Source organism: Dyella sp. (genome assembly GCF_036568765.1).
In the GTDB taxonomy this organism is placed as follows: Bacteria; Pseudomonadota; Gammaproteobacteria; order Xanthomonadales; family Rhodanobacteraceae; genus GSA-30.
In genome coordinates, this window is the sequence record NZ_DATCRY010000043.1 from 14,795 (window position 1) to 27,997 (window position 13,203).

Annotated in this window: 4 protein-coding genes and 1 pseudogene; all 5 read left to right on the plus strand. The window is 61.7% G+C overall.

All coding sequences use genetic code 11. The annotated features are described in order from the left end of the window. Window positions 1-51 precede the first annotated feature (51 nt). On the plus strand, window positions 52-6,156 hold the full coding sequence (locus tag VIM98_RS03645) for an Hpt domain-containing protein (RefSeq protein ID WP_331991734.1): 6,105 nt from the start codon (window positions 52-54) through the stop codon (window positions 6,154-6,156). After that, on the plus strand, window positions 6,149-7,849 hold the full coding sequence (locus VIM98_RS03650) for a chemotaxis protein CheB (protein ID WP_331991735.1): 1,701 nt from the start codon (window positions 6,149-6,151) through the stop codon (window positions 7,847-7,849). Before VIM98_RS03645 ends, VIM98_RS03650 begins: the two co-directional genes overlap by 8 nt. Window positions 7,850-7,861: 12 nt before the next feature. Then, window positions 7,862-8,338 carry a chemotaxis protein CheW gene (locus VIM98_RS03655; RefSeq protein WP_331991736.1) on the plus strand — a complete coding sequence of 159 codons (477 nt, stop codon included), beginning with the start codon at window positions 7,862-7,864 and terminating at the stop codon, window positions 8,336-8,338. A gap of 582 nt (window positions 8,339-8,920) precedes the next feature. Beyond that, window positions 8,921-9,478, plus strand: a pseudogene (locus VIM98_RS20640) (DUF6531 domain-containing protein); the annotation flags it as partial. Between the two features lie 27 nt (window positions 9,479-9,505). Further along, window positions 9,506-13,203: RHS repeat-associated core domain-containing protein (locus VIM98_RS03660; RefSeq protein ID WP_331991737.1), on the plus strand; the 3,698-nt coding region annotated here is incomplete at its 3' end.

Consider the following 13,203-nt stretch of genomic DNA (forward strand, 5'->3'; position numbering starts at 1 on the left):
GAAAGCCCGACGGTTGCGAGCCGCGACAGGGGCAGGCGCAGAGATGGCCGTATGAGACTTCAAGACCACATCGATTTCACCACGTTGCAGTGGGTCAAGCCGGAGCTCGATGAGACGCTCGCGCTCGCGCGCGAAGCGCTCGAGTCCTATGTCGACAACCCGACCCAGCGCGATGCCATGCGCTCATGCGCCGACAGCCTGCACCAGGTGCAAGGTACCTTGCGCATGGTCGAGCTCTACGGCGCGGCGATGGTCGCCGAGGAAATGGAAACCCTCGCCATCTCGCTGCTCGAAGACCACGTCGCCCAGCGCGAGGAGGCGTATGCCGCGCTGATGCGCGGCTTGATGCAACTGCCCGACTACCTCGAACGCCTGTCCAGCGGCCACCGCGACGTACCGGTGGTGCTGCTGCCGCTGCTCAATGACCTGCGCTCCAGTCGCGGCCAGCAGGCCCTGCATGAGTCGGCGCTGTTCAACCCCGATCTCGAAGCGGCGCTGCCGCCCGAAGTTCCAGGCGCGCCGAACAAGGAGACCGCCGATCACAAGCGTGGCGAGATCGCCGAGCTGCGCGTGCGTTTCCAGCAACAACTGCTGTCCTGGTTCCGCGGCCAGTCCGAAGGTGGGCTGGCCGGTATGCGCCAGACCCTCGATGCGATCTGCGCACGTTGCTACAGCATTCCCGGTCGCCGTCTGTGGTGGATCACCTCCGGCTTGCTCGAAGGTCTGCAACAAGGCGCGTTGAAGAGCCATGCCACCGAAGTGCGCCAACTGGTCGGCAAGGTCGATCGCAGCATTCGCCAGCTGATCGAGCAGGGCGAAGCCAATATGCGCGGCAGCGATGCCGACGAGCTGGCGCGCAAGCTGCTCTACGTGGTGGCACAGTCCAAGCAGCGCACGCCGCAGATGGCTGCGCTCGCCAAGACCTACGCCCTGGACGCGCTGCTGCCGGATGCCGGCGAAATCGAACACGCGCGCGGCTCCATGGCCGGTCATAATCGTGCCTTGCTCGACTCCGTCGCGCGCGCGCTGAAAGACGACCTGCTGCGTGTGAAGGAAGCGCTGGACCTGTTCCTGCGCCAGTCCCATGCCGATCCGGCGCAGCTATCCAGCCAGACCGAAATCCTCGATCGCGTGGGCGATACGCTGGGCATGCTTGCCCTGGCCGTGCCGCGCCGCGTGGTCAACGAACAGCGGCGCGTACTGGAAGAAATCGCCAACCGCCTGCGCTCGCCCGATGAGGAAAGCCTGCTCGACGTCGCCGGCGCCTTGCTATACGTCGAAGCGTCGCTGGACGATCACATCGAGAGCCTTGGCGCCGAAGAAGAACCGAGCGACAACGCCGGCACCGCCATGCTGCCGCGCAGCGAGGCGCGCCATATTCTCGCCACCCTGATGCAGGAAGCGATCGCCAACACCAGCAAGGTGAAGGAAGCGATCGTCGCCTTCGTCGAATCGGGCTGGCAGCACCAGGAACTGCGCGACGCCAACCCGCTGATGGACGAAGTGGCCGGCGCCTTGCGCATGCTCTCCGCGCCGCGCCCGGCCGAACTGGCCGAAGGCATCGGCCGCTTCATCGGTAACGAGCTCCTGGCCGATCGCCGTGTGCCCAGCAGCACGCAGATGGATCACCTGGCCGATGCGCTTGCCGCACTCGAGTACTATCTGGAAGCCGCGCGCGAGCATCGCGGCGGCCTGGAACATATCCTCGATGTCGCCGAACACAGCCTGAGCAAGCTCGGCTACTGGCCGCCGCCGGCTGCGCGTGAGGCGACCGAGGAGACGCAGATCGACCTCGCCGCCGCACCGGCGGCCACGACGCTCGACTTTGCCGCACATCCGCCGCTATCCGAACCGGTCAGCGTGGTCGATGGCGAAGATCCGACGCGTCTGTTCATGGGTACGCAAGAGCCGGTCGCGGCCGAGCAACATGAGCTGTCGGGCCTGCGCCTGGCCGATACCGAACATCTCGGTGGCGAGGCGGCAGACGAGAGCGACTGGGTCGAAATCGAAGAGGAAATCGTCGAGCAGGTACCGCTGGCCGGCCAGAGCCTCGACGCCGGTTTCCATACCAGCACCGAAGGTATCGACGATGACATCCGCGAGATCTTCCTGGAAGAAATGCAGGAAGAGATCGACAACCTCTACGTTGCGCAAAAGCAATGGCTGGCCGATGTCACCCAGCGCGACGCGCTGATCTCGATTCGCCGTTCCTTCCACACGCTCAAGGGCTCCGGCCGCCTGGTCGGCGCCAGCCTGCTTGGCGAGTTCGCGTGGAAAGTCGAGAACATGCTCAATCGCGTGCTCGATGCTTCCATCGAACCGCATGAAGGCGTGCAGGAGCTGGTGCATCACGCTATCGAGGCCTTGCCGCAGCTGCTCGCCGCGCTCAAGGACAACCGGCAGCCCACCGCGCCGATCGTGGCGATCATGGACACCGCCGAGCGCCTGGCCAATGGTCAGGAAGGCGCACGCGTCTCCGATCATGCCGCAACCACCGAAACCGTGCGCCGCGTCGTGCGTCGTCGCGTGCCGCGGCTGGATTCCGCCGTCGACAGCGTACCCGTGGCGGCGCTGGCCGAGGTCGAGCGCACGCATGCCGAGCCGGCCTTCGAGCCCATGCCCGAAGCCTATGCCGCGCCCGTACTGCCACCGGTCGATCCGGTGCTGCTGGAAATCCTGCGCAGCGAAGTGGCGCAGTACCTGCAGACCATCCGCCACACGATCAATCGCGTCGATGGCGAAGTGAAGGTCGACGACGGTCTGTTGCGTGCGGTGCATACCCTGCACGGCGCGATCGCGATGGTCGACATTCCGCTGCTGACCCAGTTGTTGTCGCCGCTGGAAAGCCTGCTCAAGCGCCTGCGCGCTGCCGGCCAGCCGCTGTCGATCGAAGGTGTGGGCCTGCTGGCGCGTAGCGCCGACGCTGTCGACAACGTGATGTCGCAGTTCGACGTACCGAACCCGCAGTTGCCGGATCTGGAAACGCTGATCGCACGCTTGACCGAGCTGCGCGACAGCCAGCCCGAGCCGCAGGTTGCCCATGTGGTGTTCGAGCCGCAGGACGACGAGCGCGAAGAGGCCGATGCCGAAGCACCGGCTGCCGCTCCTGCCGCCGAGGCGCCTGCACCGACGCCGTCGCCGGAAGACGAACAGCACAACGCCTACGCCGCCGAACTCATGGCCGCGCTCGATGCATTCGAGCTCGAAGCGGCCAATGACGTCAGTACCGACGCGCCGCTGAGCGAGCCGGCCAAGAGCGACGAGGAAGACGATTTCCGCGCGCTGTTCGGCGACCTGATCGAAGAGGATGCTGTACCGTCCGCCGCGCAGGAGACGACGCAGGAGCCTGCGCACGAGACCGAATCGTTCGACGTGGCACCGGCCGACATCGAGACCCATCTCACCGACGTTCCCGCCGAGCTGGAAGCCACGGACGACGTCACGCATACCTATCGCCCGGAAGTTGTCGAAGCACTCGACGAACTGCCGCTGATCGATGCGCCGTCGGCTTTGACCGACGCCGACGAACTGGCCGAACTGCACGAAGCCTTGCAGCAGGCTGCGCCGGAAGCGGAACACGCGCCGATCGTCGAAGTCGAGCCGGACAATGCTGCCGCGCTCGAAGCCGAACTCGAGGCGCAGCTCCAGGCCGAACTCGCTGCCGTCACGCTGCATGAAACGCAGGCATCGATCGAGCCGACTGTCGAACACGTTGTCGAACCCGTCATCGAACCCGCCGTCGTCGAGCCTGAGCCTCAACCCTTGGCCGCTGTCGACGACACGCCGGCCGACGACTCCGCCGCGGCGCTCTACGGTCACATCGACCCGGATCTGCTGGAAATCTTCGTCGAAGAAGGTCGCGAAATCCTCGACCACGCCGATGGCGTGTTGGCACAGTGGCGCGCCGCACCCGGTGAGCCCGAGCACCTGGCCAGCCTGCAGCGAGACTTGCACACCCTCAAGGGCGGTGCGCGTATCGCCGGCATCCTGGCGGTAGGCGACCTGACCCATGCCATCGAAACATTGCTCGAGAAACCTGCCGGCTACGGTGGACTGGGCGCCTCCGAACTGATTCCGGCGCTCGAATCCGGCTTCGACCAGTTGCATCACCTGGTGCAGCGCGTATCGCAGCATCGCCCGATCGACTACCCGCAGGCGATGATCGATCGCTTCCTGGCGATGTCCGGCGAAACCAGCGTCACCGAAGTCGTGCCGCCGCCCGCGGTGGCACCGCTCAAGCTCGACCTGCCCGAACTCCTGCCGGAAGAAACGCCGGAAGAAGAAGCCCGCGGCCCGCAGGAACAGATCCGCGTCCGCGCCGAACTGCTCGACAGCCTGGTAAACCACGCCGGCGAGGTGGCGATCTACCGTTCGCGCCTGGAGCAGCAAGTCGCCGGCTACCGCTTCAACCTGGTCGAGCTCGATCAGACCGTGCAGCGTTTGCGCAGCCAGCTGCGCATGATGGAAATCGAAACCGAAGCGCAGATCATCGCGCGCTTCCAGCGCGAGCATCGCGAGGCCGGCCTGTCGGTGTTCGACCCGTTGGAGCTCGACCGTTACTCGCAGTTGCAGCAGTACTCGCGCGCACTGGCCGAATCGGTATCGGACTTGGTGTCGATCCAGAACATGCTCGACGAGCTGACCCGCCAGGCCGAAACCTTGCTGATCCAGCAGTCCCGCGTCAGTTCGGAACTGCAGGAAGGCCTGCTGCGCACGCGCATGCTGCCGTTCGACACCATGGTGCCGAACCTGCGTCGCACGCTGCGCCAGTCCGCGCAGGAGCAGGGCAAGAGCGCCCAGCTCTACGTCGAGGGCGCCCACGGCGAAATGGACCGCAACCTGCTCGACCGCATCAAGGCTCCGTTCGAGCACATGTTGCGTAATGCCGTGGCGCACGGCATCGAAACGCCCGAAGAGCGTCGTGCCGCCGGCAAGAGCGACGAAGGCGCCGTGCGCATCCGCGTCGCGCGCGAAGCTACCGAGGTGGTAGTGCGCGTCTCCGACGACGGCCGCGGCCTGAATCGCGAAGCCATCCGCAAGCGTGGTGTCGAACGCGGTCTGGTGCGTCCGGACCAGCGCTTGAGCGACGACCAGATCCTGCAGCTCATCACCCAGACCGGCTTCTCGACCGCCAGCGAAGTCACTCAGCTGGCCGGCCGTGGCGTCGGCATGGACGTGGTCGCCAACGAGATCAAGCAGCTCGGCGGTTCGCTTGCCATCGATTCGGCCGAAGGCAAGGGCACGACTTTCGTGCTGCGCCTGCCGTTCACCCTCGCCGTCACCCAGGCCATCCTGGTACGCATCGGTGAATCCAACTTCGCCATCCCGATGACCTCGGTGCAGGGCGTCGCGCGCATCGCGCCGGCCGAACTGGCTGCGCGCATGGCCGAACCCAATCCGTCGTTCGAGTACGGCGGCGAGCAGTACGGCATCCACGATCTGTCCGAACTGCTCGGCCTCACGCCCATCCACGCCACCGACGAAGTCCAGTTGCCATTGCTGCTGACCCGTTCGGGCGACCTGCGCGCGGCGATCCGCATCGACGCGGTGATCGGTTCGCGCGAAATCGTGGTCAAGTCGGTCGGCCCGCAGGTGAGTTCGGTGCCGGGCATCCTTGGTGCCACCATCATGGGCGATGGCTCGGTGCTGGTCATTCTCGATCTCGCGCCGCTGGTGCGTCACGGCATCGCCCGTCGCGAACAGCTTCTGCTCGAAGGCGCCGCTCCGCGCGTGCCGGTGGTCGAAGAGGTCCGCGTCAAGCCGCTCATCATGGTGGTGGACGATTCGATCACCATGCGCAAGGTCACCGGCCGCGTGCTGGAGCGTCACGAGTTCGAAGTGGCCACCGCGAAGGACGGCGTCGACGCGGTCGAAAAGCTGCACGACCGCGTCCCCGACCTGATGCTGCTCGACATCGAAATGCCGCGCATGGACGGCTACGAGCTGGCCACGCACATGAAGGCCGACCCGCGCCTGCGCAACGTGCCGATCATCATGATCACCTCGCGTACCGGCGATAAGCATCGCCAGCGCGCCTTCGACATCGGCGTCGATCGCTACCTCGGCAAGCCCTACCAGGAAGCCGAACTGTTGATGCAGATCAATGAAGTGCTGGAGCAGCGAGCACTGGCCGCGATGGAGTCGATCGATGACTGAATCGGCAACGGCGGTAGCGCTGGTCTTTGACGATGCGGAACTTGGCGGTCACCTGCGCGACGCGCTGCGTGAGCGCGGTGCGCGGATTGTGTTCGAAGGCACATTACCGGCATTGAGTCGTGCCGCCCTGGAAGGGGCAGGGGCTGAAGTCGTCGTCGTCAACCTCGACGACGATGCTCTCGACGCGCTCGATCGCCTCGACGATGCGGTCGACCACGAACGCATGCGCGTGGTCTTCAACGATGCACAAGCCAGTCGCGGCCTGGACGGTTGGGATCGTGCACGCTGGGCACGCCATTTGGCTGCCAAAGTGCTGGCGCAGGACGATCTCGATCCGCCGCGCCCGGCCGATGCGCCTGCATTCGTGCCGCCGCAGACAGTGGTGGACGAAGAGCCGCTGCCGGTCGCTGCGCATGAAGCGATCGCACACGCCGAGCCGGAACCGGTCTTCGTTGAGCCCGTTGACGACATTCCCGCCATTGAAGAACAGCCAACGGCTTTTGTAGCGGAAGAGCCGCTTCCGCAGGCTTCCGTGGAAGCCTCCGAAACCCTCGCGGCCGAACTCGAAGCCCTATTGGCTGCCGACGAACCGGCAGCAGCCGAAGACGATTTCGGTAGCGGCCTGAACTACGACGCTGGCGAGAATGTGGCATTGCACGACGGCGACTTTGGTGCCGCCGAATGGCAGGACGCGCCCGACGTAGACTTGCAGGACCTTGACGCGCACGACGAGCCGATCGCGGATCCCGAGCCCGTACCTTCCGCCCCGGCCGCTGCCCGTCCCGCATTCCAGCTCGACCACCTCGCGCTGGCGCCGTTGGACGACAGCTTCGCCCCTGCCACTGCCAGTAAAGCCAGTGGCGGCTCAAGCGATTTCGCCCAGGCATCGAGCTGGTCGCTGGTCGATGACGACGCACTCACCGCGTCCATCGAACAAAGCCGCCAGGAGCGCGCTGCGCCGAGCGACTTCGGCATCGAAAAGCTCAGCGCCGCCGACTATCTCGCGCCCGAAGGCGGCGACGAGCAGGAACTGGAGCCCGGCTTGAGCTTGCAACTCGTCTCCATCGAAGAAGCCATTGCACCGCAGCGCCGCGAAGATCACGAAGTCATCCTCGACGATCTCGACTCCGCCGTCGGCCGCGTGCTGCTGCTGGGCGCCGCTGCCGACAGCACCGAATCGGTCTGCCAGTTCCTGAGCGCGCTGCCTGCCAACCTGCGCATGACCGTGCTGCACACCCAGCACCATGCGTTCGAAGACGCCGATGGGCTCACCGAGCGCCTGAAGGCGCACGCGCCGCTACCCATCAAGGTAGCCGGCCGAGATAGCCGCGCGCGTCAGGGTGAACTCTTGTTCGTCCCTGCCGGCCAGCAAGTGCGCTTGCTGCGCGACGGCCGCATCGAATCGCAAGTCGTCGATGCCCATGCACCGCAGCAGCCGTCGATCGACGCCAGCTTTACCATGGCGGCGGGCGTTTTCGGCCGTGACGCGATTGCGATCGTCTTCGCGGGCAGCGCCACCGATGCCGTGGCAGGAGCGCAAGCCATCCACGATCGTGGCGGTCAGGTCTGGGTCGAAAACACCATCGACGACCACTACACCAACATGGTGCATGGCATTGCTGCCGAGCGCCTGGTCAGCTTCACCGGCACACCGCACGAACTGGCGGCGCGCCTGATCGAACATCTTTCCTGAGGAACTAAGACGATGAGCGAACAACCGCTACCGCGCGAAATCCGCTGCGTCCTGGTCCCCGTCGGCAACCTGCGTCTGCTGCTACCCAACGCCACCGTCGCCGAAGTCATCACCCTGCCAACGCCGGAACCGCTCGACGACGCGCCCGATTGGGTCCTCGGCCGCATCGCATGGCGCGGCTGGCGCGTACCGTTGATTTCGTTCACCAAGCTCGCCGGCGCGCAGGAAGCGGACTCCGAACTCAGTGTCCGCGTTGCCGTGCTCAAGGCACTCGGCGGCAATCCCAAGCTGCCCTTTATCGCTGTAGTAACGCAGGGCTTCCCGCGCCTGACGACGCTCAACGCCGAGCTTATTATTCCGACACATGACGGCACGCCGTTGCCGGCTGGTGTGAAGGCGGAAGTACTGGTGCGCGATGACGTTGCGGTGATTCCCGATCTGGAAGGTATCGAGGCGGCGCTGACGGAAATGTTCGCCCTCGCCAGCTAAGTAAGGCGCCGAGCGTCAACTTACCTCGCCCCTATGGGCACTTCGCCCCTCCCCCTGCTAGTAGAGGGGAGGCTGGGAGGGGGGTAAACCCCAGCGACAAGCTCACCCCCTAACCAGAATCACCCGACGCCAACAAAGGCGCCCCCGGCAACCCCTATCAGCCTTCCAATCGTCATCCCGGCGAACGCCGGGATCCAGCGCCTTTGCGTCTGATGCAGGCCGCCCCTCCTCGCTAATGTGACGATTAATGGCTCTGGCTAGCTAAAGCATGGGGACGATCAGATTCTTACATCAAGCAAGTAACTTTCTATCAATAAGCTTAATTTTGGTGTTCGTGTCGAGTCGAAATAAATTGCGAATTTGTGGCTCCTTACATGTGATCTCCTCCCCAAAATAAAGGAAGGGTGATGAAATAATCTGATCAAATAGAGAAGATATTTTCTTGCAACGTTCAAGGAAGGATTAATTGATATGAGCTTGCGGATTCGTAGTTTCGTAGTGGCCGTATTTTTCGTCATGACATGGCTTGGTTTCTGTCAGAAGGCGGCGGCTGACCTAGATTTCCCAACTCGTGCGGCTGCCATGGCGGCTTGCAATGCAAGCGCTTTGACATCTTGGTACGACTCAAATGGCCAGGTTCAGTGGTATTTAGTTAAGGGGACTTGCACAGACCAGTTTCCAAATTCTCAGTCGCGAGGTTGGCTGTCCGCTATCTATGAGAATTGCTTTCGAGGGACTTGTGGTTCGTGGGGATGCCTAAATTTTCTCGCATACTGTGGCATATATAATTATGAGAGTATCGATGGCGAGATTCCAGGCAAGGCGGCGGGTAATAGCAACGATTGCGGATGCCATGACGGCGTAGCGACAAGCGATTCCTCAGCGGGAAGTGCTGCTGGAGAGGCGAGTGGATCATCAGCGCTTGTTGGCGATCCGATAAATGCCTCAGACGGAAACGCATACCTGCAAGAAGACGATTATCTCGGGACAGGAAGGCTAATTTTTCGGCGCTTTTACAACAGCACCGCGCCTACCGGCGTCACCTCGATAGGCTCGCACTGGCGGCATAACTTCAATCAATCTCTGGTCATCACTGGATCGCCAGCCACGTCCGTAGTCGTCTATCGGCCGGACGGCAAGCAAGAGACATTCACAAAAAGTAACGGGGTGTGGGTTACAGATCCCGATGTTACGGATGCGCTGGAAGAAATCAGCAATGCGGGCGCAGTCACAGGATATACCCTTTTCGTCGCAGCGCTTCATCATCATGAAGTCTACGACGTCACGGGTAGACTATTGAGCATAGCCGACCAAGCGGGGCAGCTGCTCAACTTTTCCTACAGTACAGCTAGCACGCCGAGCAGTGTAGCTCCGGCGGCGGGGCTTCTTCTTACCGTTACAGATGCTTCGAGTCGACAGCTATCCTTTGCATACAATGCGGCTCTAAATATTCAACAAATTACATTGCCCGATGGCGGGACCGTACTCTATGGATACGATACCAATACCAACTTGACATCAGTGCAGTATCCGGATGGAAAGATCCGGCAGTACGTCTACAACGAATCCTCGCTGACTAGTGGCGGGAACTTCCATAGCGCACTAACAGGTATTAATGATGAGCTTGGCGTCCGCTTTGAAACCACTAGTTACGATAGTGTCGGACGCGCCATTTCGTCATCGCGCGCAGGCGGAGTAGAGAGTACTCAGATTACGTACAACAGCAATGGAACTGCCACTGTACAGTTCCCGCTGGGCGCAACAAGCACCATGGCGTACTCTGCCGTTCAGGGCGTCAATAAAGTCGCGTCGACGAGTCAGAACTGTGGCCCTCAATGTGGCCAGCTTTGGAGTTCCCGTACATACGACGCCAATGGCTACCCAATCACAACCCAAGATTTCAATAACAACACAACGGCCACAAACTACGACGCCAACGGCTTATTAACCCAAGAGATCGATGCTCAAGGTCAATCGTCTCAGCGCACTACAAATTTCACTTGGAACGATACGCTACGCGTGCCGTTGACTCGGGTAGTCTCAGATGCCGCAGGAAATCCAGTAACCGCATCATCTTGGAGCTATAACGCTACTGGCCAAGTCACTGCGAGTTGCCAAGCAGCCCCATCCGTATCCGGCGCAGCCAGTTACGCATGCGGCAGTTTGCCGAATGCCCCGACTGGCGTTCGCCAAACTCGCTACACCTATTGCGCTACTGTCGATACCACGCAGTGTCCTCTTGTCGGCCTGCTGCTATCGATCGATGGCTCGCGTACCGACGTAGCTGACGTCACTAACTATGCCTACTACTTAACTACCGACGAATCCGGCTGCGGCACCGCTGGTGGTGCCTGTCATCGGATGGGCGATCTCTACCAAGTTACTGACGCCGCCGGCCACACCACCACCATGGTGGCCTACGACAAAAATGGCCGCCTGGCCCGCTCACAAGACAGCAACGGCGTCATCACCGATCTGACCTACACCCCTCGCGGCTGGCTACACACCAGCAGCTTCGCCGGCGCAGTTACCACCATCGACTACAACCCCACCGGCACCATCAGCAAGATCACCGACCCGGATGGCGTCTTCATTAGCTACACCTACGATGCTGCCCATCGCCTGACGGACATCACCGATGCCTTGGGCAACCACATCCACTACACCCTGGACGCCGCAGGCAACAAAACCAAGGAAGACACCTACGACAGCAGCAACACGCTGCATCGCACGCTGTCGCGCACATACAACACCTTGGGCCAGCTAACGGCGGTGGTCGACGGCTTAAGCCACACCGTATTCAGTGCAAGCTTCAGCGATAGCTACGATGCCAACGGCAACCTGGTCCACAGTGCGGACGGCTTAGGCATTCAGCGCAAGCAAGGCTACGACGCCTTGAACCGACTGGTCACCACGCTGGACAACTACAACGGTACGGACACAGCTACCCAGAACACGCAGGCGACCTACGCTTACGATGCCCAGGACAACCTCGAAGGCGTCACCGACCCGGATGGCCTAAGCACGACGTACGACTACGATGGGCTGAGCAATCCCAAGGCCTTGCACAGCCCTGATACGGGGACGACTCAATATCAGGTCGATGCCGCAGGCAACCGCATCCAGCAGACCGACGCCAAGGGAATTATCCGCAATACGACGTATGACGCGCTCAATCGTCCCGTGACGGTCAGCTATCCCGACAGCACCCAGAACATCACCTATCACTACGACGAGCCCGATAGCACGACGGGCTGCAGCGGCTCCTACCCCATCGGTCGTTTGACTCGTGTGGAGGAAGTGGCTGTAACGACGACTTACTGCTACGACGCACGCGGCAATGTAGTGCTGAAGAAGCAGGCGCAAGGCAGCCAGATCGATACCGTTGCCTATACCTACACTTCGGCCAATCGGCTGGGCAGTGTCACCACCCCGAGCGGGACAGTGACGCAGTACAGCCGGGATGCAACAGGTCGCATCAGCGGTGTGACGGTGACGCCCTCAGGCGGCGCAGCGCAGACGGTGGTCAGTGCGATCAGCTATTTGCCTTTTGGGCCGATTAGCGCATACACGTTGGGTAACGGTCAGGCCATCAACCGTAGTTACGACGCCAACTATCAGCTTAGCGACCTGACCAGCGCAGTGCTGAATTTGCACTTCTGGCGGGATGCCGAAGGCAATATCACGGGACTAAGTAACACGGCAGGTGGAAGTCCGGTCGAGACCTATAGCTACGATCCGCTCTATCGCCTGACAGCCGTTAATGATGCTAGTGGTAATGCGATCGAAGCCTATACGTATAGCAAGACAGGCGATCGGCTGAGTAAGACGAGCGCGAACGGATTGGCTACGGGTACCTATGGGTATCAGGGTGGTACGCATTGGCTAACGAGCATAGGAAATGCAGGGCGTTCATACGATTCGAGTGGTAATACCATTGGGACGGCGGTCGCTGGAGATACTTTCGGCTTCGGCTACAACGACCGCAGCAGGCTGTCGCTGGTTCAGCATAATCAGGCGACTGTGGCGACTTATGCGTACAACTCGGCGGGTGAACGGATAGCGAAAGTGGTGACGTCGCTGCAGGCGATCAACCAGCGCTTTACCTACGATGAAGAGAGTCAGCTTATTGGCGAGTACGGAACGACTAGTCGAGACTATGTCTGGATGGATGATTTGCCTGTCGCGGTAGCGGACAGCGGGGCGGCCACCGCCGTCAACTATATATATGCCGATGGGCTGGGTATCCCGAGGGTTATTGCCGACGTCAGCGGAAATGTGATCTGGCAATGGAGTTATCAAGGTAATGCGTTTGGCGAGAAGCAGCCTGCGTCAGTGACTGCGTTTATTTTTAACCCGCGTTTCCCGGGGCAGTACTTCGATGCGGAGAGCGGACAGCAGTACAACCAACAACGCGACTACGATCCAACGACTGGACGGTATCGCCAGAGTGATCCGATTGGTCTTAAGGGTGGAATGAGTACGTATGGATATGTTGGCGCCAGCCCGCTCAATGCGACAGATTATCTAGGGTTGCAGTCGCTCTCGCTTTGTGCGAATCCAGCGAATGCGGAAGCCTGCGCCGCTGCAGGCATGGTTCCGGAGGGGGGAGTTGGCAAAGCTGCCGCAACTACGGCGACAGCTGCCGCAGCAGCGGCGGGTGCGAATGCGTTACTGAATAAGAGAGCTGATGATGCTCCGGGCGCGGTGTGTAAGCCAGCTGTCGATGATGTCCAAGGGCGTGATCTTTGCGAGCAGTTGGCTTTGGCTGAGGCAAAGGCGGGTGCCGGGGAGCCAATTATGGGCTCTATGGGCGATGAGCCAAGGTTGATTGCTCATTATGGCCCAGGTCCATGGGTTAAGAT

What these genes read in the sequence shown, in the direction of transcription:
- VIM98_RS03645 (WP_331991734.1), top strand. Translation starts at nt 52, where the DNA reads ATGAGACTTCAAGACCACATCGATTTCACCACGTTGCAGTGGGTCAAG.
- VIM98_RS03650 (WP_331991735.1), top strand. Translation starts at nt 6,149, where the DNA reads ATGACTGAATCGGCAACGGCGGTAGCGCTGGTCTTTGACGATGCGGAA.
- VIM98_RS03655 (WP_331991736.1), top strand. Translation starts at nt 7,862, where the DNA reads ATGAGCGAACAACCGCTACCGCGCGAAATCCGCTGCGTCCTGGTCCCC.